Consider the following 26,802-nt stretch of genomic DNA (forward strand, 5'->3'; position numbering starts at 1 on the left):
ACGGCGGGCCTTGGGGGACGGCGGGCCTTTGTGGACGGGCGGGACGGCGGGCCTTGGGGGACGGGCGGGACGGCCTAGCGGGTGGGGCGGAGCAGCAGCAGGGCGATGTCGTCGCCGCGCTGGCCCAGGGCGGCGTCCGGACCGGCCAGCGCGTCGGCGACGGCTTCGAGCGGTCCGGTGGCGGCGGCGAGCCGGCGGGCGAGGGCCGCGAGGGCCTCGTCCATGTCGGTGCCGGGGGCTTCGATCAGCCCGTCGGTGTAGAGGGCGAGTACGGATCCGGGGTGCAGCGGCATCGTGGTGGTCGGGTAGTCGGCGGTCGGGTCGACGCCGAGCAGCGGCCCGCCCGCGAGGTCCAGGACGCGGACCGTGCCGTCGGGGTCGCGCAGCAGCGGCTGGGGGTGTCCGGCGCGGGCGAGATGGGCGCGCCGGGCCCGCAGATCCAGATGGAGATAGGCGCAGGAGGCCAGCAGATCCTGGTCGAGTTCGATGAGCAGCCGGTTGGTGGACTCCATGACCTGGCCCGGCGACTGGCCGACGGCGGTGTAGGCGCGGACGGCGGTGCGGACCTGGCCCATCAGGGCGGCGGCGGTGACATTGTGGCCCTGGACGTCGCCGATGACGGCGGCGGCGGTGCGGCCGGTGGGAATGAGGTCGTAGAAGTCGCCGCCGATGTCCATGCCCTGGGTGGCGGGCCGGTAGCGGGCGGCGACCTCCAGACCGTCGAGGGCGGGCAGGGTGCGCGGCAGCAGGGCGGACTGGAGTCCGTGGGCGAGGCGGTGTTTGGTGTCGTACAGCCGGGCCCGTTCCAGGGCCTGGGCGATGAGCCCGCCGAGTCCGGTGAGGACGGCCCGTTCGTCGGTGGAGAAGCGGTGCTCCTCGGCGAAGCCGAGCACACAGGTGCCGACGGGCCGGCCGGAGGCGATCAGCGGGAGGAAGGCCCAGGCCGCCAGGCCGTCGGGGGTGGCGTACCGCTCCGGGTAGACGCGCTCCAGCTGTTCGCGGGACTCGAAGAAGGAGGGCACCCCGGTCATCAGGGACTGGGCGCCGGGGATCTGGGCGGTGAGCGGCACTCCGTCGAAGCGCTCCACGATCCGGGGATCGCGGTAGCCGCGGTGGCCGAGGACGCGGAGGCGGCCGTTCTCGGCGGCGAGCATCACCAGGGCGCTGCCGCCGAGCGAGGGCATGATCTCGTCGGCGACCAGGCCGATCACGTCGGAGACTCCCACCGCCTCCGTGAGCGCGATCGCCAGATTGGCGATGTGGGAGATGGTGACGAGCCGGGGCGGGTGTTCGGCCGACGGCCGCGTCCCGGGCTCGTTCCCGTTCCCGGTCCCCGTCCCGTTCCTGATCCCGGTCCCGGTCCCGGTCCCGTTCTCGGTCACTCGGGCGCGGGCGGCGGTGATGTGAACGGTGACGCCGTCGCGGCCGGGGTGCAGCCGGAAGGAGAGCCAGTCGCGGGGCGGTCTGAGCGCGCTGAAGGAGGTGGTGTGCTGGCTGAGCATCGCCGCCCGGTAGCGGTCCTCGTGCACGGGGTCGTTCAGCCAGGGCAGGGCGGTCCACAGCTGCTGTCCGGTGAGCCGGGAGACCTCGATGCCGAGGAGTTCCCCGGTGGCCGGGTTGGCGTAGGTGACGCGCCCGTTCACGTCGAGGCCGCAGACGCCCTCGGGGAGACGGTCGACCGTACGGGCGGCCTCGACGGCCCCGGCGGTCCCAGCGGCCCCGGCGGCCCCAGCAGTCCTGGCGGTCCCGGCGGCCTCCGCGTCGGGGCGGCCGGCCCGGGAGGCGGCGGCCGGCTCGGGCCCGGGGAAGTGGTCCTCGGGGACGACCGGGCGGCCCCGCTCGGCGGCGCGCCGGAGTCCGAGAGCGACCCGTCGGCAGGCGGCGTCGATGAGGGTGAGCTCGACCGCGGACAGCTCGGACGGGTGGGAGGCGGGCCAGGTGACGTAGAGGGCGCCGTAGACGACGCCGCCGCTGACCAGCGGGGCGGCGGCGAGACGGTACGGGTACGGCAGGACGACGGCGATGCGCGGGTAGCGGTGGGCCATGTCCTCCTCGCCCGCGACCCACACGACCCGGCGCTCGCGCACCGCCTCGGCGACGGGGATGGGCGCGGTGAGGGCGACCCGCTCCCAGGGCGCGGAGAACGAGCGGGGCAGCCCGGCCTTGGCGGCCATCTCCAGCATCCGGCCGCTCTCCCCGCCCCCGGCCGGAACGCCGCTGAGCAGGTAGAGGGCGCCCGAGTGGGCGTGGACCTCCTCCATCAGCCCGGCCAGGGCGAGCGGCAGCGGCGGCGGGGAGCCCCCGTCGGCCCGGGAGCCTTCCTCGCCGCGGCCCGACGCTGCGGCCCCGGAGGCACGCGGCCCGGTCAAGCTGAAGCACCTCCTCAGGCACGCTCATGACCAAGGCTGCCGGGTGATGGGGTTTCCCGCACGGCGGGGCGGACCCCGCCGTGCGGGATCAGCGGACTCCGCCGCGGGCCACGGCCCCGGTCCCGACGTCGATCACGGCGCGTTCCGTCACGTCACCGACGGACACGGTAAGGACGGCCGTGCCCGGGCGCAGCGCGGTGAGGCGGCCCGTCGCCGGGTCGAAGGCGGCGGTGTGGCGGGGGCGGGCGGTGTGCGCGGGGCCGATGTGGAGTCCCGGGGAGCCGGTCCAGTCGACGCTGAGCGGGAAGGCGGCCGGGACGCGGCGGTCGCCCTGGGCGACGGTGGCCCGGACCTCGGCGACGGCGCCCGGGGGGAGCCGGCCGGGCGCGTGGAGGGCGAGGGCGTCGGTGTGGGCGCGGGTCTGGACGGAGATCCAGTCCGCCGGGGCCGGCCGGGGCCGATGCCGGGGCCCGGTCCCGTCCCGGCCTCCGGGCCCGCCCCGGACCCAGTCCTCGGCCCCTGCCGCTGCCCCGGGCCCGCCCCGGACCTCCACCCGGTCGACCCCCACCAGGGACCAGCCGGTGAAGCCGCCCTCCGCCGCCGGGGCCGCCGGGCTCTTCCCGGAGTTGCCGTTGATCAGATACGGCACGCCGTCGACGCGCTCGGCGTGGAAGACGCCCACGTGGGCGCCGATGAACGCCGCGCCCTTGCCGGTGGTGCGGCGGAAGTCCGCGAGCCACCGTTCGATCAGCGCGGCCTCCTTGCGGTCGCCGAGCCGGCTGCCCTGCTGGGGCGTCGGGTCGCGCGGCGGCACATGCTGGACGAGGATCACCGAGCCGACGTCCGGGTCGCCGGCCGCCGCGTCGAGCTGTGCGCGCAGGTTCTTGATCTGGGCGAAGCCGCCGCCGCGCAGGGTGAGCCGGGAGGTGTCCAGGGTGATCAGCCGGGTGCCCCGGTGGTCGAGGACGCGGTGCGCGGGGCCGAATTCGGCGGTGAAGTTCTCGATGCCGCCGCCCATGACCTCGTGGTTCCCCGGCACGTAGTACCAGGGCAGCTCGTCGCCCAGCTCCTCGGTCAGCACCCGGCGGGCGAAGGCCAGATCGGCCGGTGAGCCCTCGTCCACCAGATCGCCGTTGACGACGAGGAAGTCGGGCCGGGCCGCGCGGATCTCGCGCAGGGTCCGCCGGGCCTGGCGGACGATCGCGCTGTCGGGGTCGCGGGCGACGAACTGCGCGTCGGACATCACCGCGAACCGCCAGTCCCGGTCCCGGGTGACGGCGGCGGAGTCGATCAGCGGGTCGGGGACGCGCGGCCGCGCGGGCAGGTCCACGGCGGGCGGCACCTGGGCGACCAGCCCGTCGATCACGATCCTCCCGGTGTACTGCCGGGCCGCGGCGGTCTCGGCGAGATAGAAGCGGTGCACCGACAGCGGGGTCGCGGCGGCCGCCGGCACGGCGAAGGCGATCTGTCGCCAGCCGGTCCAGGTGAGATACGGACCGCGCAGCAGCTGGTCGGAGCCCGCCGCGTCCTTGAGGTGGAGGGTGGGCCAGGCGCCCTGTCCGTCGCCCTTGATCCAGAGGGTGAGGGAGCGCGGCTGTCCGGCCACGGCGATCGGCCGGGGCGGTACGGCGTAGGCGGCGCGGGTCGCGGTCGAGCGGGTGAAGTCGTAACTCAGCTCCAGACCGGCGCCGTCGTGGCCGTCGGGGGCGGCCGCGACGGATCCGCCGGCGCGCGCGTGGGCGAAGGTCCAGGTCGCGGCGTCCTCGAAGTCGGCGGCCGGCTGCTCGGTGAGGCCGACGGTGACGGCGAGCGAGGCCGTCGCCCCGCGTACGGTCGCGGTGACGACGCCCGCGCCGCCGTCGGTGCGGGCGGCGACGGTGAAGGAGCCCGCGCCGTCGTCCCGGACGTCGAAGAGCGAGGGGTCGTAGTCGAGGCGGACGTCGGCGGGTTCGACGGGCGCGCTGTGGCCTTCGGCGTCGAATCCGACGACGCCGAAGCCGCCGGAGTCGCCCGCGCCGTCGAGTCCCAGGCGGCGGGTGGTGGGCTCGACGCGGGCGAGTTCGTCCAGCACGGTCAGCTCAATGTCGCCGTGGGCCCCGGCCCGTTCGGCGCGGACGGCGGTGGTGCCGGGGCGGCGGGCCCGGAAGACGCCCCGGTCGTCGACCCGGCCGGCCGACGGCCGGAGCGTCCGCCAGCGGGGGGCGCCTGCGGCGGGGCCGTGGGTCTCGTCGTGTCCGGCTGCGGTCAGTTCGCGGGTGAGCCCGGGGAAGACGCGTTCGGGGCGGCCGCCCGCGACCGGGTCGGCGGTGGGGGCGACGGAGGCGGGGGTGCGGGTCCGGACCCAGTAGCCGCGGAGCTTTCCGCTGCCGTCGGGCGCGGTGAGCGCGAGCCCGTTGGGCACCGTGCGCTCGCTGCCGTCGGAGGGGCTGTTCTCCACCCGCAGCGCGTCGCCGCCGGGGACCCTGGCCAGGAGGGTGGAGGAGCCGCCGCCGTCGAGGTTGAGGGCGTTGTGGGCCCCGGCCCGGCGCATCATCACGCCGAGTTCGGTCAGGGTGACGCCGCCGCTGTCGGCCTGCCGTCCGTCGACGGTGAGGATGCTCATCGCGCTGCCGTCGCGGGAGAAGCCGACGGCGGTACGGGGGGCGGCGGTGTTGTTGCCCTGGCCGTCGTGGTTCTGCGGTACGCCGTCCACGACGAGCAGTTCGCGTCCGCCGACGGCGGTACGGGGCACGGGTCCGCCGTCGGTGCGCGGGGAGAACTCCATGCTCACCGGGTCCCCCGGGCGCAGCGCGGCGAGCCGTTCGGCTCCGGCCTCCCGGCCGATCAGCACGGTGGATCCGGCGGGGACCGGTCCGGCGCCGGGGCGGTCGGCGACGGAGACGACCCGGCCGTCGCGGACCACGGCCTCGGCGGCCGGGGTCGCGCCGTCGACGGTCAGGGCGCGGTCGGCGCGCCCCCAGGCGGGGGTGTAGGCGCCGATCCCGCCGGGCGGGACGTCGGCCGCGTTGTAGGCGGTGAGGGGATGGGCGCCGGACGGGAGGGTCAGCGTCCCGTCGAAGTGGAGCCGCAGGACGCGGCCGGCGGCGAAGGGCCCGATGCCGACGGCTCGGTGGGCCCCGGGCAGGGGCGAGTGGGTCATCTCGCCGTTCCTGATGCCGGGGCCCTGGGGAGCGCCGGTCTGGTTGATGTCGAAGAAGTCGGCGTTGACGGCGGCGACGGTACGGCGGCCGGGCCCGGGGTCGTGGCGGGCGGCGAGGCCGGAGACGGTGTCGCGGCCGGTGACCTCGCCGGTGGAGAGATAGTCCGCGCCCACGCCGTCGGCGGCGAGGTCGACGGAGAGCGCGTCCACTCGCAGCCACCGGTCGGACTCGAGACGGTCGTAGGAGGTGAGGCGGATGCCGGGGGCGACGGGGCGGGAGTCGCGCGCGGTCTCGATGCCGTCGCCGTCGACGACGGTGCGCGAGCCGCCGGGGGCCGGGTCGGGGCCGGGTCGGGGCGCGCCGGCGGGCGGGGGTGCGACGGGCCGCAGGATCTCGGCGGCGTTCGCGGGGCGCGGGTCGGCGTCGGAGTGGGCGTCGGAGTGGGCCGCGGCCGGGGCGAGGGCTCCCGCCGCGAGCGCGGACACGGCCGTGATCAGTACGAGGGTGCGTCGGGTTCTGCTTCTGCCTGGTCTTCCTCGGCCCACAACGTCTCCTGGGTCCTGGCTGCTTGAGCACCTGGCATGCGCTGTCGGCGGACAGCATCCCGGGGCTCGCCGGGGCGCGCCAGAGGGCCGGGGAGGGTACGGGGAGTGGGTGCGGGGGCGGGCGGCAGAGGACGGGCGCGGGCCGACGCTCAGGCGGCGGGGCCGCGCCCCGTGCCGTCGGGCCCGCCGGGGGCGGCGTCGGTGTCGGAGCCGGGGCCGGTCGCAGAGCCGGGACGGGTCTCGGAGCCGGGGCCGGTTCCGGGAGGACCCGTGTCCGCGTCGGCGTCGGCATCGGCATCGGCGTCGTACCGGAGCCGTATCCAGAGCGGCAGGACGAACCAGCAGAGGACGAACCAGAGGACCATGGCGGCGACGATCCACAGCGCGGACGCGTCGTGCAGCGCCACCCGCAGGATCAGCAGCAGCGCGGAGGCCATGGTGCAGAGCAGCAGCACCAGCCCGACGATGGTGATGCGGGAGGCCCAGACGACCGTCTGGGGCTTCAGCCGGCGGCCGGTGAGCAGACGGTGGAAGGAGACGGGGCTGATCAGCGCCCCGGTGGCCGCCGCGCCCAGCACCACGGTCGCCAGATAGATGTCCCGGTCGGTGTCCGACAGGGTGGTGAAGCGCGGCTGGAACACCACGGTCAGCAGAAAGCCGAAGAGAATCTGCACGCCGGTCTGGGCGACCCGCAATTCCTGCAGAAGATCCGTCCATCTGCGGTCGGCGCGCTCGTCCTCGGTCTCCTGACGGCCGTCTTCACTGCCGCTCGTCGCCACCGGTTCTCCTCGTCTTCCCGGGAATTCGGTCCGGCATTCCGCAGCCTATGCGGCATCCCTCATGATTTCGCGGCGCAGCCGTTCGCAGGAGGTGCTGATCAGTCGTGACACATGCATTTGGGAGATTCCCAGGTCTTCCGCGATACGGCTCTGGGTCATATCCCGGAAGAACCTCATGTAGAGGATTCGCCGCTCCCGCTCCGGGAGTTTCCGCAGCCGCGGTTTGACCGCCTCGCGGTCGACGACGACATCGAGGGCAGGGTCGGGGGCGCCCATGGCGTCGAGCATGGTGTGGCCGCCGTCCTCGCCCCCGATCCCGGCGTCCAGGGAGAGGGCGCTGAAGGATCCGAGGGCCTCCATGCCCGCCCGGGCCTCCTCCAGGGTCAGTCCGGCGTACTCGGCGATCTCGGCTTCGGTCGGGGTGCGCCCGGAAGCGGTCCTGACCAGCTCCTGGCGGGCCGCCCGGACCCGGTTGCGGTGGTCCTGGACGCGGCGCGGCACGTGCAGGGTCCACATGTGGTCGCGGAAGTGCCGTTTGACCTCGCCGGTGATGGTGGGCACGGCGTAGCTGACGAAGGCGGTCCCGCGCTCGGGATCGTAGCGGTCGACGGCCTTGACCAGTCCGAGGGCGGCGACCTGGCAGAGGTCCTCCACGGTCTCGCCGCGGTTGCGGAACCGCCGGGCGATCCGTTCGGACATCGGCAGCCAGGCGTTCACCAGCTCCTGGCGCAGGGCGTCGCGCTCGGGCCCGTCGGGCAGTCCGGCCAGGCGGACGAAGGCCGCCCCGGTGTCGGGAGCGTCGTCGTGAGGATGCCGGGCGGGTCCCCGGGCGGCGGCGGGCGCGGTCCGGGCCACGGCGCCCGGGCCCGTACGGCCGGTCTCGGCACCGGCACCGGCACCGGCGCCGGTCCGGGTGATCCCGGGTCCGGTCCCGGGGCCGGTCCGGGCGGCCTCGGCGATCTCGGCGGTCGTCGTCGTGGTGCTCGCGGTACTCGTACGCATACGCATGGTGCGCGCCACTCCCTCGGCGATGCGGGCGGATCATGGCGACCGCGGCGGCGCGGATCGGCGATCGACGATCGGCCCATCGCCTCCGCGCCGCGGAGGAATCTCCGTTTCCGCGGCGTGCCTCCGGTCCGAAGCACACACTGCGCATGCCCTTCGATTCCTCGCACAAACGGGCGAGTTCTCGATAAGGGTGTCACCGGACCGGGGCGCGGACTTTCCCGAAGCGGCAGGAGTAGCCCGGCACTTCGTGGGAAGACGCTCCCCCGGAGGTGCAGAGACTATGGTTCCCATCCTGTTGGTTCTTCTGTTGGCCGTCATTCTTTTCGGCGTCGGATTCGCCGTCAAGGCACTGTGGTGGATAGCGATCGCCGTACTGGTCGTCTGGCTCCTCGGATTCGTGATGAGGAGCACGACCGCCGGAGGCGGCAGGTCGCGCTGGTACCGCTGGTAACGGCGGCGCGAGCACGGAAAAGCGGTGGCGGCGGCCCGATTGGGGCCGCCGCCACCGCTTTGTGTGCTCAGCCGCTCTATGGCTCAGCTTGTGTGATCAGCGCACCACGGCCTCCTCCACCAGCAGCCGCACCGCGGCGGCGATCGACTCGGCGTCGATGCCCGCGAGCCTCAACTGCTCCTCGGGGGTGGCCGAAGCGGGCATGTTGTTCACCGCGAGCCGGATCAGCCTCGGCAGCGGGCGGCCGTCCGCGAAGGCGGCGGCGACGGCGTCCCCGAGGCCGCCCTCCGGCCGGTGGTCCTCCACGGTGATCAGGGCTCCGGTCGCCTCGGCCGCCTCCTGGAGGGTGGCGGTGTCGACCGGTTTCACGGAGTAGAGGTCGATGACGCGCACGTCGATCCCGGCGGACGCCAGGGAGTCGGCCGCCCGCAGCGCCTCGTGGACGGTGACTCCGGCGGCGACCAGGGTGACCCGGTCCCGGTCCCCCGACCGCAGCACCTTGGAGCCGCCGACCGGGAAGCGCTCGTCGGGGCCGTAGAGCACCGGGGTCGCTCCCCTGGTGGTCCGCAGATAGCCGATGCCCGGCGTGTCGGCCAGGGCGGTGACGAGCTGGGCGGTCTGCCCGGCGTCGCAGGGGTAGAGCACCGTACTGGCGTGCAGGGCCCGGAACATCGCGAGGTCCTCCAGCCCCATCTGGGACGGACCGTCCTGACCGATCGCCACCCCGGCGTGCGAGCCGACGAGTTTGATTCCGGTGCCGCTCACCGCCGCCATGCGGATGAAGTCGTGGGCACGGGTCAGGAACGCGGCGAAGGTGGTGGCGAACGGGACATATCCTCGCGCCCGCAGACCCACCGCGGCGGCCACCATCTGCTGCTCGGCGATGTAGCACTCGAAGAACCGCTCCGGATGGGCCTCGGCGAAGGCGGCGCTGCGGGTGGAGTCGCCGACCTCGCCGTCGAGCGCGACGACGTCGGGGCGCACGGACCCGAGCGCGGCGAGGGCGTCGCCGAAGGCGTCGCGGGTGGCGACCTCGTCCCCGATCTCGTACCGGGGCGGCTTCGGCCCGTCGGCGGCCGGGGGTTCGTCCGGTACGCGGGCGTCGGGCGGCGGGGCGACGTCCACGGTGATCGAGCGCGGTCCGCCCAGCTCCTCGATCGCGCGTTCGGCGTGCGGCAGCGGCTTGCCGTGGAATCCCTCCTGGTCCTCGACCTCGGCGACGCCCCGCCCCTTGTGGGTGCGGGCGATGATCGCGACGGGCCGGCCGGTGGTGCTCGCGGCTCCGGCGAGGGCGGCGTCGACGGCGGCGACATCGTGTCCGTCGACCTCGACGGTGTGCCAGCCGAAGGCGTGCAGCCGGCGGGCGTAGGCGTCGAGGTCCCATCCTTCGCGGGTGGGTCCGCGCTGGCCCAGCCGGTTGACGTCGACGATCAGGGTCAGATTGTCCAGCCGCTCGTGGGCGGCCTGTTCGACGGCCTCCCAGACGGAGCCCTCGGCCATCTCGCTGTCGCCGGACAGCACCCAGACGCGGTACGGGATCCGGTCCAGGCGTTTGCCCGCGAGCGCCATGCCCACGCCGACGGGGAGCCCCTGGCCGAGGGAGCCGGTGGCGACGTCGACCCAGGGCAGCCGTGGGGTCGGATGCCCTTCCAGCCGGCTGCCCCGGCTGCGGAAGGTGAGGAGTTCGTCCTCGTCTACCGCGCCCGCGGCCCGGTAGAGCGCGTACAGCAGCGGCGAGGCATGGCCCTTGGAGAAGATCAGCCGGTCGTTGCCGGGGTGGCTCGGTCGGTGGAAGTCGTAGCGCAGATGGTTGGCGAGCAGTACGGCGGCGAGATCGGCGGCCGACAGGGAGGACGTGGGGTGTCCCGACTGGGCGGCGTCGGCGGCGCGGACCGAGTCGACCCGCAGCTGTTGCGCCAGTTCGGTCAGTTGTTCGTTTCGCATCTCAACTCTCCTTGAGGGGATCGCCCGGCTCGGGCGGGGCGCCGCCCGTCGACGGCGGTACGCGGCGGTCCGCCCGGCGGCCGGGCCACGGCACCGGGACCTCGTACGCCCGGCGGCCGGTACGCGGTCTCCGGCGGGACACGGCGGATACGGCGTACATCGCGGGCTCGGTACGGGCGGTCGGACCGGCCCCGCGCGGTACGCGAGCGGGCGCGGACGGGAGCGGCGCGGAGGGGAGCGCCGGTGGATCGGGGGCTCCCGGCGGCCTTCCCGCCAGAACGCGGCGATGTGCCGGAGCCGGGGTACGACGGTCCGTCCCGCCGGGTGAGCAGCTCGCGGACGGAGCCTCGAAGACGTGCGCGCGGGGGCCGTACGGCGGGCCGTGACCGGGGCCGCCGTCCCCGCCGCACCACGGGACCGCGTACGGCGGCGGATACGGTCCCGGCGGCCACGCGGTGTTCGCACCGCCCACGACGCTCGGAGGACGGCGCCCCACCGGCCCGACGCGACGGCCCCGGGGCGTAAGCCTGACGGGCCGGCCGTCCTCGGCCGGCCCGTCAGGCCCCGCCCGCCGGCCCGCGACCGGCTGGTGCCGGCCGTCCGGGCGGCCCGGGGTTCCTCCGCCGAGAACGGCGGTCGCGCCACGGGTCACTCGTACGGGCGATGACTCCGTCCCTCGTCGATCACGGGCGCCGACGGCGGTACGACCAGACGGCGGCGCTTGGCGATGCTCGTGAAGGTGACGACCCCTATGAGGCCCACGGCCATCAGAATCAGACCGATCACATCGAGGTTGGCGCCCTTCATCTCCCAGTCGGTGGCGAACGTGAGGATCGCCCCGACGGCTATCAGGATGATGCACCCTCCCAGGCCCATTGGACTCACCTTCCTGTGAGGAGGTTGGGTTTTCGCGGGTACCCGTTGAGTGGGCGGTCATGCCGCCCGCCGTGGGGCGGGTCGGCGCCGCCGAAGGAAAGACCTGATCAGCCCGGTCGGACGACCGGGGGCGAAGGAGTGGATTCCGATGAGGATCGCGTTTTTGGCGGCGCCGGAGGGCGTCGAGCAGGTCGAGCTGACCGAGCCGTGGCAGGCGGTGACGGACAGTGGCGGGATTCCGTCGCTGATCTCCACGGAGCCGGGCCGGATCCAGGCCTTCGACCATCTGGACCGGGCGGACACCTTCCCCGTGGACGAGGTGGTCGGCACGGTCTCGGCGGACGATTTCGCGGGGCTGGTGCTGCCCGGCGGGGTGGCGAATCCCGACGCCCTGCGGACGGACGAGCGGGCGGTGGCGTTCGTCCGGGGCTTCTTCGAGGCGGGCAAACCCGTCGCGGCGATCTGCCACGCGGCGTGGACGCTGGTCGAGGCCGATGTGCTGACCGGCCGCACCCTCACCTCGTGGCCCAGTCTGCGGACGGACATCCGCAACGCGGGCGGCATCTGGGTGGACGAGCAGGTGCGGATCTGCCACCGCGGCCCGAACACGCTGATCACCAGCCGGAAGCCGGACGATCTGAAGGCGTTCGGCGCGGCGCTCACCGAGGAGTTCGCGAAGGGCTGACACCGCGCGCCCCAGGGCTGTCCGGCCGCGCCGGAGGACGGGCCCGCGCCGGAGGACGGGCCCATGCGGGAGGCCGGACCCGGGCCGGAGGACGGACCCGTGCCCGAAGACGGCCCCCCGCCAGAGGACGGCCCCCCGCCGGGCCCCGGACGGCGCCCGGCCCCGGCGGAGCGCACGACCGCGCGCACGACGGCCGCTCACCGGGCGTGATCGTCCGGGCCGTACCCCTCCGCATGGGTGCGCGCACGGGCGCCGGCCCGGGTCCGGCCCGCCGAGACGGGGCGGTCCGGATGACGGCGCAGATACTCCTCCTCCAGCTCGGCCATCCGGGTGGTGTGCGCCGCGAGCGCGGCGGGCGAGCCGTGCAGCAGGGTGTCGTGCCTGCTCCGGTGGATGTTCTCCAGCTCCCGGATCAGCTCCTGCTCACCGAGGCGGGCGGCCTCGACGCCCCTGCGCGGGTTCTCGGACTCCGTCATGGCGGCCTTCTCCTTCCGTCCGGCGCCGCCGGGCGCGGCCCGCCCCGCCCGGCGGTCCGGGTGTCACTCCCGACTCTGCGGCCATACGCGGAGTCCGCGCTATCCGGCCCGCTCGCGGGACACGCGCGGGACGCGTGTGACTCGCGAGGACCGGGGCCCGGAGGCAGGATGGGAGCCGAATCCCCGCCGCGCACCCCCGGCCCCGGACCCCCGGGCCTCCCGGGAGGGGCGGGCCGTGGCCGTCGCGTACAGCTGGGCCGTGGCCACCGCGTACAGCTCAGGACATGAGAGCGATGAACGAGAAGACGGATCCGGCTTCGGCGCCGGGCATGGCATCGAGCACCGAGATGGTCGGCGCGCCGTGCTGGGTCAGCCTCATGGCCCGGGACCTCGGCGCGTCCCAGACGTTCTACGGCGCCGTCCTGGACTGGGAGTTCCGCGAGGGCAAGCTCGGCGACGGGTTCAGCGTCGCCCTCCAGGACGGGGCGCCGGTCGCCGGGATCGGCGGGCTCGCGGGGACGCTCCAGGTGGCCGTCGCCTGGACGCCGTACTTCGCCGTCGCCGACGCGGATGTGGCGTCGGCGAAGATCCGGGAGCGCAGCGGGACGGTCGCGGTGGGCCCGCTCGCCTTCTCGCTGGGGCGCGGCGCGCTGGCGGCGGACCGGGACGGCGCGGTCTTCGGCATCTGGGAGGGGGCGCTGATCCCGGACTGGCAGTCCGGCCACCGGAACGCGCCCGCCTGGCTCCAGCTGCGCTCCCGTAACGCGTTCGACGCGGCGATCTTCTACGGGGAGGTGCTGGACTGGGCGGCCGAGCGGCCCGGCGCCTGCGACGTCAGCTACGAGAACGACGAGGTCGTGCTGATCAGCAACGGCCATGTGCTCGCCCGGCTGAGTTCGGGGGCCCGGGGCGCGGCCCCGGATCCGATGGCGCGGCCGCGCTGGGAGGTGCACTTCCCCGTCTCCGACGTGGACGCCACCTGCCGGGCGGCGCTGGACGGGGGCGGGACGGTGCTGGGGCGGCGGACCACCGACGACGGGTCCGACGAGGCGGAACTGGCCGATCCGGACGGGGCGCTGTTCACCGTCATCGGCCGCTGAGACCTCTCGGCCGGGCAGCGGCGGGCCCCCGTCCGAGCGACCCCGGGCCCGCCCGGACGGGGTCCTGGCGCGGTCCGGGCGAGGTGGCGACGGGGTCCCGGCGCGGTTCCGGCGGCCCTGGGCGGACTCCCGACAAGGTGAGGCAAACCTCACCGACTCTCGCTACGCTGCCCTGTCATGACCTGGTCGGATGTACTGGCGGCGGGCGTGTTTCACGCACTGATCCTGACGGCGCTGTTCACGGCGGTGGTGATCGGCGGACTGCTGTTCGCCCGGGACTCGCTGATCGGGGACTACCCGCCCGCGATCCGGGAGCGGTACGGCGCGCAGAGCGAGCGCGGCAGACGCACGGCGGGCGTGATGGGGGCGCTCAACGCGCTGGTGTTCGTCGTGGTCCCCGTCGTCGGCGTGCTCGATCTGCACGGCCGGAGCGGGGGAAGCCTCGGCTTCTGGCCCCCGTTCGCGCTCGGGACGATCGGTTTCGCCGCCCTCGTCCTCGTCGATCTGGTGATTCTCGACTGGCTGCTCTTCTGCACGGTCCGGCCCCGCTTCATGGTGCTGCCCGGCACCGAGGGCATGCCGGAGTACCGGGACTACGCCTTCCACTGGCGGGTGCTCGTCCCCTCGCCGGTCCCCTGGCCGCTGCTGTCGGTCGTGGGGTACGGGGCGGTCGTCGGCGCGGTCTCCGTGGTGGCGGAGGCCGTCGCCGGCTGAGGATCCCCGCCCGCGCGGGGGCGGGCCGGACGAGTTCTCCCGGGGCGGGTGACCCGCGCGGGAGGCCGCCGTAGAATCCGGAGCGAAAGCGCTCCGTCACACGGTGTCGCGGTCCCGGCCCGGGATGGGAGCCTCAGTGATCACATCTGCGCAGGACTCCGGGGATCCGGACCGTGAGCGCGAGGACGCCGCGACGGCCGCTGCCCGGCTGTCCGCGACCGTGGACCGGCTGTCCGCGGAGAACGCCGGGCTGAGGGCCGAGCTGTCCCGTCGCGGACTGCTGGATCTGGCGACCGGGGTCCTCGTCGCCCGGCTGGAGACCTCGCCCGCCGAGGCCGGGGGCCATCTGTCCCGGCTCAGCGAGGAGACCGGGGTCGGCGCGGAGGATCTCGCGGCCGACATCGTCAACGGGACCGCCGGAGCCGTCGCCGTCGCCCCGCCGGGCGGCGGGCCCGCATCCCCGCCCCGTTCCGAGGCCCGCCGCACCCGCCGTACCGCGACGGCGGCGGAGGCCCGGCCCACCGTCGGCGAGGCGGCGGCCACCCTCCTGGAGGGCGGGCTCGCCCCGCTGGGAGTGACCGCCCTGTGGCTGTGGCGGCGGACCGACTCCGGCTGTCTGCGGCTCGCGGGACACGCGGGCGTGAGCGCGCTGGAGGCCGTCCAGTGGCAGTGGATCCCGCCGTCGCCGCCCGCGTCCTTCCGCCCGCCGCTGACGGACGGCGTGCCCGTCTGGCTGGACGCGGGGCCGCCGCCCGGCGAGACGCTGCCGGGGCCGGGCCCCCGGGCCGCGCGGGCGCTGCTCCCGCTGCGGCTGCGGGGCGCGCCCGTCGGGGCGGCGCTCGCGGTGTGGCCCGGCCCCGCCCGGCTCGGCGAGCCGGTGCGGCGCGCGCTGATGGATCTGACGGAGGTCGCGGCCCGGGTGCTGACCGCCGCGGAGTCCGAGCCGCCGTCCCCGGACCCGGTCCTGGACGATCTGCTCGACGCGATGGCGCATCCGGCGATGACCCTGCGCCGGGATCCGGCGGACACCGGCCGGGAGCCGGCCGTGGAGTTTCTGAACCGGGCGGCGGCCGAGGCGCTCGACGTGCCCGGCGGCGCGTCCGGTCATCCGCTCGGGAGGCTGTTCCCGCTGCTGCACACGGAGCTGGCCGAGCTGTCCGAACGGGCGCACGAGGGTGTGTCGGTGCGGCGGGCTGCCCGGCTGCCCGCCGCGCCGGGCGTCCGCTCCCCCGCCCCGCTGCTCGACGTCCGGGCCCTGCCGCTCGGCCCGGCCAGGACCGCGGTGCTCTGGCACACCGGCAGCGACCGGGGCACGGCGGCGGCGCGGGCGGTCGCCCGGCTGCAGGGGGTCGCGCCGTTCGAGGACAGCCTCACGGCCGGCGTCTCGGTCTGGGGCGAGCAGGCGTACCCGATGTTCGGTCTGCCCCGCGCGGCCCCGCCGGTGCCCCTGACGGAGCTGCGCGGCCGGGTCCACCCCGAGGACCGGGCCGATCTCGCGGAACTGCTGAGCGCGCTGACCGAGCGCCACGAGGGGGCCACCGCGGTGATCCGTCTGCTCGCGGAGGAGGGCCGCCCCCGGCATCTGCGGATCACCGCGGAGCCGCTGCTCACGGAGGGGGCGCTGACCGGGATCACCGGGGTCTATCAGGACGTCTCCGCCGAGCACCGCACCGAGATCGCCTTGTCGGCGACCTTCGACCAGCTCACCGCCGTGACGGAGCGGGCGGCCGTAAGGCACCGGCTGGCGCTCCAGCTCCAGCGGGCGATCGTGCCCGAGATGCCCGCCCTGCGGCTGCTGCCCGGACTGACGGCCACCGCCCGCTACCGGCCGGCCGTCCAGGAGTACCGGGTGGGCGGCGACTGGTACGACGTCCTGCCGCTGCCGGACGGGAAGGTGCTGGTGGCGGTGGGCGACATCGCCGGGCACGGGATCGAGTCCGCCACCGGCATGGTGGCGCTGCGCAACGCGCTGCGGGGGCTGGCGTTCACCGGCCGCTCCCCCGGCCGGCTGATGGCGTGGCTGAACGAGGTCACGCTGCACACGCCCGGCCATCCGACGGCCACCGCCGTGTGCGCGCTCTACGACCCTCGGGACCGCACCCTGCGGTGGGCCAGCGCGGGGCATCTGCCGCTTCTGCTGCTGCGGGAGGGGCGGGCTCGGCTCCTCGATCCGCCGCGCGACATCCTGCTGGGGGCGGTGCCGGACGCCGCGTACCGGGAGACCGTCACCCGGCTGCGGCCCGGCGACACCCTGCTGCTCTTCACCGACGGTCTGATCGAGCGCCGCCGCGACACCCTGGACGAGGGCCTCGGGGAGCTGCTGCGCAGGTCCGAGGCGCTGTCCGGATGCGCCGTCGACGAGCAGGCCGACCGGCTGCTGAGCGAGGCCGGCGGGGACACCGACGACGACACCAGCCTGATCGCGGTACGGGTGGACCCGGCGGACGGGCCCTGAGACCGGCCCTCGGCGGGGCCTCCCGTACGGCGGAGGGCCGGGGACGCCCGGCGGACGGACGCGGAGGCCCGCCCGCGGGAGTCTCCCGTACGGCGGAGGGCCGGCCGGTCCGGGTCCGCCGGGCGCGGCCGGGAGCGGGGCGGCTACTCGCCGTGCCTGCGGCGGCGGGCCTCCCGGAGCGCGGCCTCCTCGCTCCGGCCGCTCTCCTTCTCGCGCCGCCCCTCCGACCGCAGCCGCTCATTGTGGAGCGCGATGCCGTCGGCCTCCTTCTTGCGGCCCTTCACCTGCTTCAGTTTCGCCTTCATCCAGCCCATGGGCCCGGCCTTTCCTCGCACACCGGTGGTGCCTCACCACCAGTGTGGCCTGTACCGTTCCGCGCCGCCGGGCGCACCGGAGCGGCCGAACGGTTCCGTGTCCGGCTCGGGTGCCCGGCGCGGGCCGTCCCACACCCGGGGCGACCAGCCGGATCAGCGGTGGGGCAGATGGGCGCGGATCTTGGCGAGCAGGTCGGCGGTGTCGACCGGTTCGGCGACATGGGCATGGGCTCCGGCGGCGAGCGTCCGGGACCGGTCGCCGGGCATCGCCTCGGCGGTCACCACGATGATGGGCACCTCGGCGTACCGGGGCAGCCCGCGGATCGCCGCCATGGTGGCGATCCCGTCCGTCCTGGCCGTCCCGTCCGTGCCGGCCGTCATCGGGTCCAGCACGATCAGATCGACCCCGCCGTGCGCCCGGAGCAGATCGATCCCCTCTTCCCCGCCGGCCGCCCGCAGAACGGTCATCCCCTCCCGCTCCAGCGCCTCGGTCAGGGCGGACACATCGCGGGCGCCGTCCTCCAGGACCAGGACGGTACGGCCTCCGGAGGCCGTACCGGCGTCGTCGGCGGCGCCGGCCGCGGTGTCGTCCGCTGGGCCGCCGGTGCGGGCGTGCTCGGCGGCTCCCCGGCGCCGAGCGGGCTCGACCGAGTCCGAGTCCGGGGCCGGGGCCGGGGTCTCGGGGCGGTGGCCCTCCGGCGCGCGCACGGGCAGATGGAGGGTGAAGCGGCTGCCCTCGCCGGGGGTGCTCCGCGCGGTGACGGCGCCGCCGAGGAGGTGCGCCACCTCGCGGCTGATGGAGAGCCCCAGCCCCGTTCCCCCGTACCGCCGCGAGGTGACGGCGTCGCCCTGCTGGAAGGCTCCGAAGACGGCCTGGAGCCGGTCGGCGGGGATCCCGATGCCGGTGTCGGTGATCCGGAAGGCGAGGACCGGGCCGGCTTCGCGCAGGGCGGCGGGGATCTCGTCCGGGGCGGCGTTCTCGACGCGGAGTTCGACCCGGCCGCTGTCGGTGAATTTGAGGGCGTTGGAGAGGAGATGGCGCAGCACCTGCCGCAGCCGGGGCTCGTCGGCGGTCAGCCGCTCGGGGACGTCGGGCGCGGCCGTGACCAGGAACTCCAGCTCCTGTTCGCGCGCCACCGGCCGGAAGGCCGCCTCCACATGGGCGAGCAGCTCGCGCAGGGCGAAGCCCTCGGGGTGGACGTCCATCCTGCCGGCCTCGGCCTTCGACAGATCGAGGAGGTCGTTGATGAGCTGGAGCAGGTCGGAGCCGGCCGAGTGGATGACCTCCGCGTAGTCGACCTGTTTCGGGGAGAGATTGCCTTCCACGTTCTGGGCGAGGAGCTGGGCCAGGATGAGCAGGCTGTTGAGCGGGGTGCGCAGCTCCTGGCTCATATGGGCGAGGAACTCGGATTTGTAGAGGGAGGTGCGGGAGAGCTGCCGGGCCCGCTCCTCCAGCTCCTGGCGGACCCGATCGATCTCCAGGTCCTTGCGCTCGATGTCCCGGTCGCGGTCCGCGAGCAGGGCGGCCTGCTCGCGGTGGGCGGCTTCGGAGCGCCGGAGTTCCTCCTGGCGGGCGCGGAGTTCCCGGGAGCGGGCGCCGGCCTCGGCGGTGAGCCGCCGGGACCGCTCCAGCAGTTCGTCGGCGCGCCGGGCGGCGGCGAGGGAGGCGGCGTGGGCGCCGACGGTCTCGATGAACCGGTCGAGGAAGTCGCGGTGGACACGGGTGAAGGGGCGCAGCGCCGCGAGTTCGACGACGCCGAGGACCCGGTCCTCCACGACGACGGGGAGGATCAGGAGGGCGGTGGGGTCCGTCGCGCCGGTCCCGGAGGCGATGGCGGCGTAGCCGGGCGGCAGGTCGTCGACGGCGATGGCGCGTCTGCCGCGGGCGGCCTGGCCGACGAGGGACTGGCCGAAGCGGAAGCGCCGGGGTCCGGCGTCCGGGTCGTCGGGGGAGCCGTAGGCGGCGGTCATGATCAGCTCGGGGCCGCGGTCGCCGTCGTGGGCGAGGAAGAATCCGCCGTACTCCGCGCGGACCAGCGGCGGCACCTCGTTCATGACGAGTTCCGCGACGGCGGGCAGGCTTCCGGCGTCCCGGGTCAGGCCGGAGACCCGGCTCAGATGGGTCGTGAGCCAGTCCTGTTCCTCATCGGCGCGGATCCGCCGGGCGAGGTCTCCGGCGAGTTCGTCGACGCTCTCGGTGAGGCGCTGCCAGACGTCGGGGACGCCCCCGGCCCGGGCCCGGTCCTCGCCGCCGGCCTCGCGGGCGGCCCGGGTGACCTCGGAGGCGATCAGGGAGAGCCGGTCGGCCATCCCGTTGTAGACGGCGGCGATCTCGCCGGGGACGCCGTCCGCCCCGCCGGGGAGCAGCCGGGCGGAGAGATCGCCGTCGCGTACGGCGGTGAGTCCGGCCAGCAGCTTCCGCAGCCCTTGGCCGCCGAGCCGGTCGGAGGGGAGATCGGAGGGGAGTGCGGAGGGGTGGGGCGCGCCGGAGGGGGTTTCGGCGGACGGGGGTTCGCCGGACGAGGGCAACGGCGGGGGCGCGGGGTGCGGGACGCGAGGGGCCGGGGGCTCCTCCGCCGGGGGGAACGCGTGCGGATCCGGCGAGGGATGACCCATCGCTGACCTCACCTCTCATGACGTCACGGCGCACCCGTCGGCGGCGCCGCGCTGTGAGAACCGGGAAAGGCGGTGCGGCCGTCGCGGACTGCGGTCCCGGCGGCGGCCCCACTCGGTTCCACTCTGTCACGCCGCTCCGCCGTGGACACCCGTACGGCGGAGGAGCGACAACTCCCGCGACGGCGGCCCGTGTTCGGCGGCGGGGATGCCCGGTTGCGCCCCGGAGGGCCCGGTTCCGGGCCGTGGGGAGCCGTTACGGCAGCTGGGGCGAGGCTCCGGGCCCGACGCGGCCCGCGCCGGGGGTCCGGTCCGCCCACCGGTGTGCCCCGGCCGTCCAGGTGTGGGTCGCACCGCAGTTCGGAGGGGGTATCGCCGGGCCGGCCGGTGTCGTGTCCGCCTCGGAGGCGGGCGGCGCGGCTCCTCGGCGGCGGGCCCCCGGAGCGCCGGCCCGCCGGGCGGCTCGCGGCGAGGGGCCCTCGGGGGCCTAGGTGTACTGCCCCGGGCGGTGGAGTCCGGCCGGGGCCGGGGCGACGTCCGCCCACACCACTTTGCCCGTCTCCGTGGGCACGACGCCCCACTCCCGGGAGAGCCGCTCCAGCACTATCAGGCCGTGGCCGCCCGGCAGCGCGACATCGCGCGGCCGGGGCCTCGGCGGCTCGGGGCTGGGGTCCGACACCTCGATCCGGAGCCGCTCCGGATCGTGGCGCAGCACCAGGGAGGTCGGGCCGCCCGCGTGCAGACAGGCGTTGGTGACCAGTTCGGAGACGAGGAGCAGCACATCCTCGACGCGCTCCGCGCGCCTCCCGTCGTCCGGGGTCCATCCCCAGTCGGCGAGCGCGCGCTCGGTGAAGTCCCGGCAGCGGCTCACCACCCCTTGTGTTCCGGACAGCACCAGCCGCCGTGTCTGCCGCTGCCCCGGGAGGCCTGTGCCCATTGATTTCCTCCGCTAGGACGGTGCTAGGACGGCGGCTCGTCCGCCAGTGCCGCGTCCACGGTGCCGTACACCCGGAACACCGTCGACGCGCCGGTGATGTCGAACATCCGCGCCACCGGCGGCCGGAGGGACGCGAGGTCCAGTCGTCCGCCGGACTCCTGGGCCTCCAGCCGGGCCCGCAGCAGGACGTTCAGACCGGTCGAGTCGCAGAATCGCAGCTCCGCGCAGTCGACGAGAATACGCTCGGGGCGCTCCCGGACGGCGTCGCCGAGGGCCGCGCGGAGCGGTTCGGCGGTGTCGTGGTCGAGTTCGCCCGCCAGGACGAGGATCAGTGTCCCCGAGTCCGTTCTTCGCTCGACGCCGAAGCGGTCTCCGGACACGCCGCCGTTCGGTGGCTGTCCGGATATTCCCGACCCCATGGGGCTCCCGCCTTCCTCACCCGCGTCCGGCGTCCCCGGGGCCCGGGCACGCTCTGTCGAGACTGGCAGGGCCCCGGCGCAGCCGCCAGTGGGCCCGGCCTCGCCGGTCTCCGTACCGGCACTTCCGACAGTGCCCGCCCTGACCGCCGCAAAACGCCCCGGCGCGCGACCTCCGCGAATCCGCCCCCGCGCACGCTCCGGTGGAGCGGGTACGGCGGTGAGCGCCCCGGCCCCGGGCGGGGGAATCGGAGGGGACGGGTCCGGACGGCGTCTCAGCGGGGCGCGGTGCGCCGCCTTCTCCGCGTCCGGGCCCACTGGCCGAGCGCGGCCAGCCTCGGATACTTCTCCCGCTGCTCGCGGGCGCTGCGGTCCAGCTCCTCCATCAGCCGGCGGGAGCGGTGCTCGGGGTCCAGTTCGGCCAGCACCCGGTCGATCTCGGTGAGCAGGGCTCCGTGCAGCTGCCAGTGGCGCGGATGGCCGCGTACGCCGTCGAGCAGCAGCCGGGCCACCTGCTCGCGGGCGGCCGAGGCGGCGGCCAGCTCCCCCGCGAGCCGTCGTTCGGCCGCCTCGGCGCTGGCGCTGACCTGGCTGGTGACCAGGACGGCGAAGCTCACCAGGGCGTCGGCGACATGGGCGAGCAGCCCTTCGACGGCGAGCCCCACCTCGCGCGGGAACAGCTCTTCCGGGCCCCGCTCCTTGGCGAGGTCGGTCATGGTCCGGGCCATGACCCGCAGCACGACCGCGCAGATCTCCAGGGTGTCCAGTCCGGTGCGGAGCACCACCCGGTTCAGCAGCCCCTCCCTCACCCTCGGGTTGAGCCTGAGACTGTCCTCGGCCTGCCGCAGCGCGGCGTCGACCTCGGCGATGTCGTTGTCGAGCCGGCGCGCCTCGTGGAGCCGGGCGGCGGCGGCCTCGAAGGAGGCGGGGCCGCTCAGCTCCTCGCCGATGCTCAGCAGCAGCCCGCGCATCCTGCGGGACAGACCCGCGAGGGACTCGCCGGCGCTGCCCACCCACACCGGCGGCAGCAGCACATTGAACAGCAGCCCGACCACCGCGCCGATGAGCGTTTCGAGCACCCGGTCCCAGGCGGTGTCCGCCACCCGGGTGACCCCGAGGACGAGCATCGCGCTGATGGCGACCTCGGGGACGAACTCGCCCACCCGGACCACGTACCCCACGATCAGCGAGGCCAGGATGATCAGGCCCAGGCTCCACCAGGAGAGCCCCACCAGAACGCTGAAGGCGCTGGCGATCAGCACGCCCGCGACCACGGCGTTCACCCGGCGGATGCCGGTGGTGAGCGTCGAGTACAAGGTCACCTGGACCACCAGCAGGGCGGTCAGGGGGGCGGTCAGCGGGGCGGGTTCGCTGCTCAGCCAGAGGGCGGCGGCGTAGGCGATGGTCGCGGCGGCGGTGGCCCGCAGGGTCTGGACCACGGCGGGTTCGCCCCGGTACCGCCTGATGAACTCGGCGATCCGCTCGCCGGCCGGTTTTCGCGTCTGGGGCAATGCCGCCACCCGTGTGCTTCGAGGGCCGGTGCGCTTCCAGGGCCAGGCTAAGCCCCATCCGCCGCTCCTGCGCCCGGTGCGCGGGCCCGGTTCAGGGCCCGGACGGGCCGGCGCCCCGGCGTGCCGCCTCGGCCCGGGCGGGCGAGAGTGGTGGGGACGCCGGACGGGAAGGAGCGGCCGTGGACCCCGTGGAGGCGCTGGACCGGATCGCGTTCCTGCTGGAGCGCTCGCTCGCCGGGACCTATCGGGTACGGGCGTTCCGTACGGCGTCGGCGGCGCTGGCCGGGATGGACGGTACGGAGATCGCCGCCCGCGCCGCCGACGGATCGCTGGAGGCGGTGCGGGGCGTCGGCCCCAAGACGGCGGCGGTGGTGCGGGAGGCGCTGGCCGGGGAGGTGCCCGGGTATCTCCGGCGGCTGGAGGAGGAGGCGGCGGAGAAGTCGGCCGAGGACGGGGACGGGAGCGGGAGCGGGAGCGGGCTGCGCGCGCTGCTGCGCGGGGACTGCCATCTGCACTCGGACTGGTCGGACGGCGGCAGCCCCATCGAGGAGATGGGGCGGACGGCGATCGCCCTGGGCCATGAGTGGGCCGTGCTCACCGACCACTCGCCCCGGCTGACGGTCGCCAACGGGCTGTCGGCCGAGCGGCTGCGCGAGCAGCTGGACGTGGTGGCGGAGCTGAACGCCGGCTGGGCTCCCTTCCGGCTGCTGACCGGCGTCGAGTGCGACATCCTGGCGGACGGATCGCTGGACCAGGAGCCGGAGTTGCTGGACCGGCTGGACCTGGTGGTCGCGTCCGTCCACTCCGAGCTGCGGATGGAACCGGCCAGGATGACCCGCCGGATGGTGCGGGCGGTGAGCAGTCCGCTGGTCGATGTGCTGGGGCACTGTACGGGCCGGCTGCTGATCGGCCGCGAGCACCGGGGCCGGTCGGGCGCCGGCGGCACCCGGCCCGAGTCGCGGTTCGACGCGGCGGAGGTCTTCGCCGCGTGCGCCGCCCACGGCACCGCCGTGGAGATCAACAGCCGACCGGAGCGGCTGGATCCGCCGATGCGGCTGCTGCGGGACGCGGTGGCGGCCGGGGTGTTCTTCGCCGTCGACACCGACGCGCACGCCCCGGGGCAGCTCGACTGGCAGCTCCTCGGCTGCGACCGCGCGGAGCGCGCCGGGGTGCCGCCCGAGCGGGTGATCAACACCTGGAGCGCCGGGGAGCTGCTGGACTGGACGCGCGGCGGCTGAACGTCCGGCGGGCGCCGGGTGCCGGTGGGGTACGTGCCCGGCGCGGGCGGAGGCGGCCGACGGGGCGCCGGGCGACGGGGCGCCGGGCGACGGCAGGGCACGCACCCGGCGCGGGCGGGGCGATGGCGGGGGCACGCACCCGGCGCGGGCAGGGCAAGGGCGGGGCGATGGCCGTAAACAGCCTGTCTGGCTTCGGCGTTGGGGGGTAGGCGAGCCGGCATGACGGTCGCGAAGACAAGTGTGCTCGTACTGGACAGCTCCGAGCCGATGCAGCTGGCGGAGTTCTACGCCGCCCTGTTCGGCGCGGAGATTCACGTCGGGGACGACCCCGACTTCGTGGAGATCATCGGCCACAGCGGGGTCCATCTGGCCATCCGCAGAGATCTCGGATACGCCCCGCCGAGCTGGCCCCGGCCCGAGGACTCCCAACAGTCCCATCTGCGGATTCTCGTCGACAGCGACGACATGGACGAGGCCGAGCGGGAGGCGGTCGGGCTGGGCGCGCGGCCGGTGGACACCAAGGAGAACAGCGGTCCGCGCGAGGTCAGGATCTACTCCGACCCGGCCGGGCACTCCTTCTCGCTGGCGGTCTCCCCGCAGCCGCAGCCCCGCTGACGGCGTGTCCGCCGGCCGTGCGCGGCCGGCGGGGCTCAGTCCCTGAGCACGCCGATCTTGTCGATGCGGTGCTCGGGGTTGCCGTGTTCGTCGCGCCAGAAGTTGCCCGCGGCGTCGTCCTCGGGAGTGGCGCAGGTGGAGAGGGTGATCATCGCCCGGGTGGGGCGCTCGCCCGGGTGGCCGGGGACCGGGGCGCGCTGTTCGGCGAGGGAGCGCTCGGAGCGGAATGAGGTCCGGCGGGTGTCGGTGATCTCGTAGACATGGGTCCGGCCGTCCTCGGTGACGGTGACGGTGTCTCCGTCGCGGAGTGCGGGCAGCGCGCGCAGCGGTCCGCCGGCGGAGAGCCGGTGGGCGGTGACCAGGTAGTTGCCGATCTCGCCGGGGCCCACTCCGCCGTGTTCGCCCCGGGGGCTGGCGGCGACGCCCCGGTTCTGGATCCGAGTGCCCCCGGTGTCGTCCGTCGTGCCGTCGTAGGGGACGACCGGCAGCTCGCGGAGACCGATCGCGGGGATCGAGAGCGTGGCGGTCACGGCCCGGCGGACGCTGTCGCGCGATGCGGGCGGGGAGGAAGCGCTCAGCAGGACCGGGACGCCGGTCCCGGGGTCCGTCGGCCGGGCCTCCGCCGCGCCGCCGGTGAGCAGCGCCAGCAGCGCCGAGGCGAGCGCGAGGGCCAGGGTGCGGGGTATTGCCATGGGCACTCCGGTGGTCGGCCGGCGGGGCCGGCGCGCCACGGCGGGGAGCCGTGACGACGGGGTCGATCAGAGGTTCCCGTCCTCCCTCCACCATGCCGAAGCCGCCCCGATCCGGCAACGCCGGACGTTCCCGCGCCCGGGCGCGCACCGGACCCGTGGGCCTCGGGCGGCCCGGGGAGGCCGTACGGGACCAGGGCGGTCAAGCCCGGGGCGGGCCGGACAGGGCGGCGCGACAGCGAGCGGCGGTCGGACCGGGCAGTGGCCGTCGGACCGGGCGGTGGCCGAGCCGCGGACCTGGCAGTGGCCGTCGGACCGGGCGGTGGCCGAGCCGCGGGCCGGTCGAACCGCTCCCCCGGCCCCGGAGATCTTCGTATGATGCCCGCACACAGGCCCGCACCGCGGCACCGCACCCAGGGGGAGACTTGCCTCAGGCCGCCATCGTCTTCGTGCACGGGCTGTTCTCGTCGCCCGCCACCTGGGGCCCCTTGGAGGAGGAGTTACGCGCGATCCCCTCCGTGGCCGAGGAGTTCGACTTCCTGTTCTTTGAATACGCGACCCGCCCGGTGACCTGGAATCCCCTGCGCCGGATGCCCGATCTCGACACGGTGGCGGAGAGCCTGCGCGGTTTCATCGGGGACTTCACGGCCGGGCACGAGCGGGTGGCCCTGGTGACGCACAGCCAGGGCGGTCTCGTGGCGCAGCGGTTCCTCTCCCGGATGCTGCTCGCGGGCAAGGGCCGGGAGCTGGCCGCCGTCCGCCGGCTGGTGATGTTCGCGTGCCCCAACAACGGGTCCGATCTCTTCCTCCTGGCGCGCAGAGGGCTGATGCCGGTGACCCGGAACAGTCAGGAACGGGAGCTGAAACCGCTCCAGACCGCGGTGCTGGAGACCCAGCGCCGGGTCATCGACGGCATCGTGCGGGCCCCGGACCTCGCGCACGACCGCTGTCCGATCCCCATCGTGGCCTACGCGGGCGAGAGCGACAATGTGGTGGTCCCCTCCTCCGCCGCCGGATTCTTCCCGGAGACGGGGGTGCTGCCCGGCGACCACTTCTCCGTCATCCGGCCGGGCGGCCCGGGCAGCAGACTCGTCCAGGCGGTGCGCAAGGAGCTGGCGCAGGCGCTGGCCGAGCCGTTCCCCGCGGAGCCGCAGCCCGAGGCGGACATCCCCCACCACCGCCGGCCGGGATCGCCCGCCGCCGACGTCCTCACGGAGCTGGAGATGCTCGGCCCGATCACCCTCCCGGTGGCCGGGCCCGGCGCGCGCCCGACGCAGTTCTTCCTCCACGGCGGGCCCGTGGAACAGCTCAGGAACGTCGACATCGTCGTGTCGTCGGAGAACACCTACCTCCAGATGTCCCAGTTCTTCAAGCCCTCGACCTCCGGCAGCCTCCGCTGGGCGGCCGCGGAGAAGAGCGGCAGCGGGCAGATCATCGAGGATGTGACGGGCGACCATCTCGCGGCCTGGCTGCGCGGCCACGGCAGTTACGGACTCCCGGTCCCGGAGGGGACGGTGGCCCCGACCCCGGCGGGCGCGCTGCTCAGGCGGAACGTGCGGCGGATCTATCACGCGGCCATCGCCGGTCCCGTGTCGGGCACCAACGGCTACCGGATCGCCCCGCAGGCGATCCCCCGGGCCGTGCACAACACCTTCGACCTCGCCCGCCGGGAGCGGGACGAGCTGGGGCTCCCGCTCTCCTCGATCTGCTTCCCGCTCTTCGGCGCGGGGCGCGGGAGGATGAGCGTGTCGGAGAGTTTCGAACGGATCTGGGAATCGATGACGAGCGAACTCGCCGACGACCCCAGCTGGAGCATTCACTTCACCACCCGCCGCAGAACGATCTTCGACCTTCTCCACAGCCGCCTCCAGGCGAAGAAGCGCGCGTACGACGAGACCACGCAGGGAGACGCCAGGTGACTCCGCCG

At 75.0% G+C, this 26,802-nt stretch carries 21 protein-coding genes; 8 read left to right on the forward strand and 13 right to left on the reverse strand.

All coding sequences use genetic code 11. From position 1 onward, the window contains the following. Positions 1-74: 74 nt before the first annotated feature. The 4 genes from ACF089_RS21570 to ACF089_RS21585 form a co-directional block, all read right to left on the reverse strand. Complete coding sequence (locus ACF089_RS21570; protein ID WP_392028951.1) at positions 75-2,261, reverse strand: SpoIIE family protein phosphatase; 2,187 nt, start codon at positions 2,259-2,261, stop codon at positions 75-77. Between the two features lie 196 nt (positions 2,262-2,457). Beyond that, positions 2,458-5,994, reverse strand: coding sequence for a phosphodiester glycosidase family protein (locus tag ACF089_RS21575; RefSeq protein ID WP_392028834.1), 3,537 nt, complete (start codon positions 5,992-5,994; stop codon positions 2,458-2,460). Positions 5,995-6,203: 209 nt separating this feature from the next. After that, on the reverse strand, positions 6,204-6,833 hold the full coding sequence (locus ACF089_RS21580) for a DUF6328 family protein (protein ID WP_392028836.1): 630 nt from the start codon (positions 6,831-6,833) through the stop codon (positions 6,204-6,206). A gap of 45 nt (positions 6,834-6,878) precedes the next feature. Next, positions 6,879-7,835: an RNA polymerase sigma factor SigF gene (locus tag ACF089_RS21585; RefSeq protein ID WP_392028838.1), complete on the reverse strand. Its 957-nt coding sequence runs from the start codon at positions 7,833-7,835 to the stop codon at positions 6,879-6,881. Positions 7,836-8,121: 286 nt separating this feature from the next. Between ACF089_RS21585 and ACF089_RS21590 the strand changes: the two genes are divergently transcribed. Continuing rightward, positions 8,122-8,292, forward strand: coding sequence for a hydrophobic protein (locus ACF089_RS21590; RefSeq protein WP_392028840.1), 171 nt, complete (start codon positions 8,122-8,124; stop codon positions 8,290-8,292). A 96-nt stretch (positions 8,293-8,388) separates the two neighbouring features. Here ACF089_RS21590 and ACF089_RS21595 read toward each other — a convergent pair whose 3' ends face one another. Both ACF089_RS21595 and ACF089_RS21600 read right to left on the reverse strand, forming a co-directional pair. After that, complete coding sequence (locus ACF089_RS21595) at positions 8,389-10,236, reverse strand: transketolase (RefSeq protein ID WP_392028842.1); 1,848 nt, start codon at positions 10,234-10,236, stop codon at positions 8,389-8,391. A 648-nt stretch (positions 10,237-10,884) separates the two neighbouring features. Continuing rightward, positions 10,885-11,112, reverse strand: coding sequence for a hypothetical protein (locus tag ACF089_RS21600; protein ID WP_392028844.1), 228 nt, complete (start codon positions 11,110-11,112; stop codon positions 10,885-10,887). A 148-nt stretch (positions 11,113-11,260) separates the two neighbouring features. Between ACF089_RS21600 and ACF089_RS21605 the strand changes: the two genes are divergently transcribed. Continuing rightward, positions 11,261-11,797, forward strand: a complete 537-nt coding sequence (locus ACF089_RS21605; protein ID WP_392028846.1) for a type 1 glutamine amidotransferase domain-containing protein — start codon at positions 11,261-11,263, stop codon at positions 11,795-11,797. Positions 11,798-11,994: 197 nt separating this feature from the next. Here the strand turns inward: ACF089_RS21605 and ACF089_RS21610 are convergent, their stop codons facing one another. Then, positions 11,995-12,273, reverse strand: a complete 279-nt coding sequence (locus ACF089_RS21610) for a DUF6158 family protein (RefSeq protein ID WP_392028848.1) — start codon at positions 12,271-12,273, stop codon at positions 11,995-11,997. 293 nt (positions 12,274-12,566) lie between these two features. Between ACF089_RS21610 and ACF089_RS21615 the strand changes: the two genes are divergently transcribed. The 3 genes from ACF089_RS21615 (at position 12,567) to ACF089_RS21625 (ending at position 16,542) form a co-directional block, all read left to right on the forward strand. Further along, the gene (locus ACF089_RS21615; RefSeq protein WP_392028850.1) at positions 12,567-13,373 is read left to right on the forward strand and encodes a VOC family protein; all 807 of its coding nucleotides are present in this window, start codon (positions 12,567-12,569) and stop codon (positions 13,371-13,373) included. A 177-nt stretch (positions 13,374-13,550) separates the two neighbouring features. Then, entirely contained in the window at positions 13,551-14,087 is a 537-nt protein-coding gene (locus ACF089_RS21620; protein WP_392028852.1) for a hypothetical protein, read from the forward strand. Positions 14,088-14,223: 136 nt separating this feature from the next. Next, on the forward strand, positions 14,224-16,542 hold the full coding sequence (locus tag ACF089_RS21625; protein WP_392028854.1) for a SpoIIE family protein phosphatase: 2,319 nt from the start codon (positions 14,224-14,226) through the stop codon (positions 16,540-16,542). A gap of 143 nt (positions 16,543-16,685) precedes the next feature. Here ACF089_RS21625 and ACF089_RS21630 read toward each other — a convergent pair whose 3' ends face one another. The 5 genes from ACF089_RS21630 to ACF089_RS21650 form a co-directional block, all read right to left on the reverse strand. Continuing rightward, a complete protein-coding gene (locus ACF089_RS21630; protein WP_392028856.1) occupies positions 16,686-16,856 on the reverse strand; it encodes a hypothetical protein in 171 nt (56 codons plus the stop codon). A 153-nt stretch (positions 16,857-17,009) separates the two neighbouring features. Beyond that, entirely contained in the window at positions 17,010-19,472 is a 2,463-nt protein-coding gene (locus ACF089_RS21635) for an ATP-binding protein (protein ID WP_392028858.1), read from the reverse strand. 484 nt (positions 19,473-19,956) lie between these two features. Continuing rightward, positions 19,957-20,406 (reverse strand): ATP-binding protein, encoded by a 450-nt coding sequence (locus ACF089_RS21640; RefSeq protein ID WP_392028860.1) that lies wholly within the window; start codon positions 20,404-20,406, stop codon positions 19,957-19,959. 23 nt (positions 20,407-20,429) lie between these two features. Next, on the reverse strand, positions 20,430-20,825 hold the full coding sequence (locus ACF089_RS21645; protein ID WP_392028862.1) for an STAS domain-containing protein: 396 nt from the start codon (positions 20,823-20,825) through the stop codon (positions 20,430-20,432). A 272-nt stretch (positions 20,826-21,097) separates the two neighbouring features. Then, complete coding sequence (locus tag ACF089_RS21650) at positions 21,098-22,333, reverse strand: aromatic acid exporter family protein (RefSeq protein WP_392028864.1); 1,236 nt, start codon at positions 22,331-22,333, stop codon at positions 21,098-21,100. 179 nt (positions 22,334-22,512) lie between these two features. On the opposite strand from ACF089_RS21650, the gene ACF089_RS21655 reads away from it, so the two are divergent. Next, the gene (locus tag ACF089_RS21655) at positions 22,513-23,571 is read left to right on the forward strand and encodes a PHP domain-containing protein (protein ID WP_392028866.1); all 1,059 of its coding nucleotides are present in this window, start codon (positions 22,513-22,515) and stop codon (positions 23,569-23,571) included. Positions 23,572-23,790: 219 nt separating this feature from the next. Then, positions 23,791-24,186 carry a VOC family protein gene (locus tag ACF089_RS21660; RefSeq protein WP_392028868.1) on the forward strand — a complete coding sequence of 132 codons (396 nt, stop codon included), beginning with the start codon at positions 23,791-23,793 and terminating at the stop codon, positions 24,184-24,186. Positions 24,187-24,221: 35 nt separating this feature from the next. Here the strand turns inward: ACF089_RS21660 and ACF089_RS21665 are convergent, their stop codons facing one another. Then, the gene (locus ACF089_RS21665; protein ID WP_392028870.1) at positions 24,222-24,878 is read right to left on the reverse strand and encodes a class E sortase; all 657 of its coding nucleotides are present in this window, start codon (positions 24,876-24,878) and stop codon (positions 24,222-24,224) included. 422 nt (positions 24,879-25,300) lie between these two features. Here ACF089_RS21665 and ACF089_RS21670 point away from each other — a divergent pair, with 422 nt between their 5' ends. Continuing rightward, the gene (locus ACF089_RS21670; protein ID WP_392028872.1) at positions 25,301-26,794 is read left to right on the forward strand and encodes an alpha/beta fold hydrolase; all 1,494 of its coding nucleotides are present in this window, start codon (positions 25,301-25,303) and stop codon (positions 26,792-26,794) included. Positions 26,795-26,802 lie beyond the last annotated feature (8 nt).

This window comes from Streptomyces sp. NPDC014894 (assembly GCF_043080985.1).
Classification (GTDB): Bacteria; Actinomycetota; Actinomycetes; order Streptomycetales; family Streptomycetaceae; genus Streptomyces.

Excerpts from the sequence above, each read along its gene's own strand:
- ACF089_RS21570 (WP_392028951.1), bottom strand. The coding sequence starts at position 2,261 with ATGGAGGAGGTCCACGCCCACTCGGGCGCCCTCTACCTGCTCAGCGGC.
- ACF089_RS21585 (WP_392028838.1), bottom strand. The coding sequence starts at position 7,835 with ATGCGTACGAGTACCGCGAGCACCACGACGACGACCGCCGAGATCGCC.
- ACF089_RS21590 (WP_392028840.1), top strand. The coding sequence starts at position 8,122 with ATGGTTCCCATCCTGTTGGTTCTTCTGTTGGCCGTCATTCTTTTCGGC.
- ACF089_RS21595 (WP_392028842.1), bottom strand. The coding sequence starts at position 10,236 with ATGCGAAACGAACAACTGACCGAACTGGCGCAACAGCTGCGGGTCGAC.
- ACF089_RS21600 (WP_392028844.1), bottom strand. The coding sequence starts at position 11,112 with ATGGGCCTGGGAGGGTGCATCATCCTGATAGCCGTCGGGGCGATCCTC.
- ACF089_RS21605 (WP_392028846.1), top strand. The coding sequence starts at position 11,261 with ATGAGGATCGCGTTTTTGGCGGCGCCGGAGGGCGTCGAGCAGGTCGAG.
- ACF089_RS21610 (WP_392028848.1), bottom strand. The coding sequence starts at position 12,273 with ATGACGGAGTCCGAGAACCCGCGCAGGGGCGTCGAGGCCGCCCGCCTC.
- ACF089_RS21615 (WP_392028850.1), top strand. The coding sequence starts at position 12,567 with ATGAACGAGAAGACGGATCCGGCTTCGGCGCCGGGCATGGCATCGAGC.
- ACF089_RS21620 (WP_392028852.1), top strand. The coding sequence starts at position 13,551 with ATGACCTGGTCGGATGTACTGGCGGCGGGCGTGTTTCACGCACTGATC.
- ACF089_RS21630 (WP_392028856.1), bottom strand. The coding sequence starts at position 16,856 with ATGGGCTGGATGAAGGCGAAACTGAAGCAGGTGAAGGGCCGCAAGAAG.
- ACF089_RS21635 (WP_392028858.1), bottom strand. The coding sequence starts at position 19,472 with ATGGGTCATCCCTCGCCGGATCCGCACGCGTTCCCCCCGGCGGAGGAG.
- ACF089_RS21640 (WP_392028860.1), bottom strand. The coding sequence starts at position 20,406 with ATGGGCACAGGCCTCCCGGGGCAGCGGCAGACACGGCGGCTGGTGCTG.
- ACF089_RS21645 (WP_392028862.1), bottom strand. The coding sequence starts at position 20,825 with ATGGGGTCGGGAATATCCGGACAGCCACCGAACGGCGGCGTGTCCGGA.
- ACF089_RS21660 (WP_392028868.1), top strand. The coding sequence starts at position 23,791 with ATGACGGTCGCGAAGACAAGTGTGCTCGTACTGGACAGCTCCGAGCCG.
- ACF089_RS21665 (WP_392028870.1), bottom strand. The coding sequence starts at position 24,878 with ATGGCAATACCCCGCACCCTGGCCCTCGCGCTCGCCTCGGCGCTGCTG.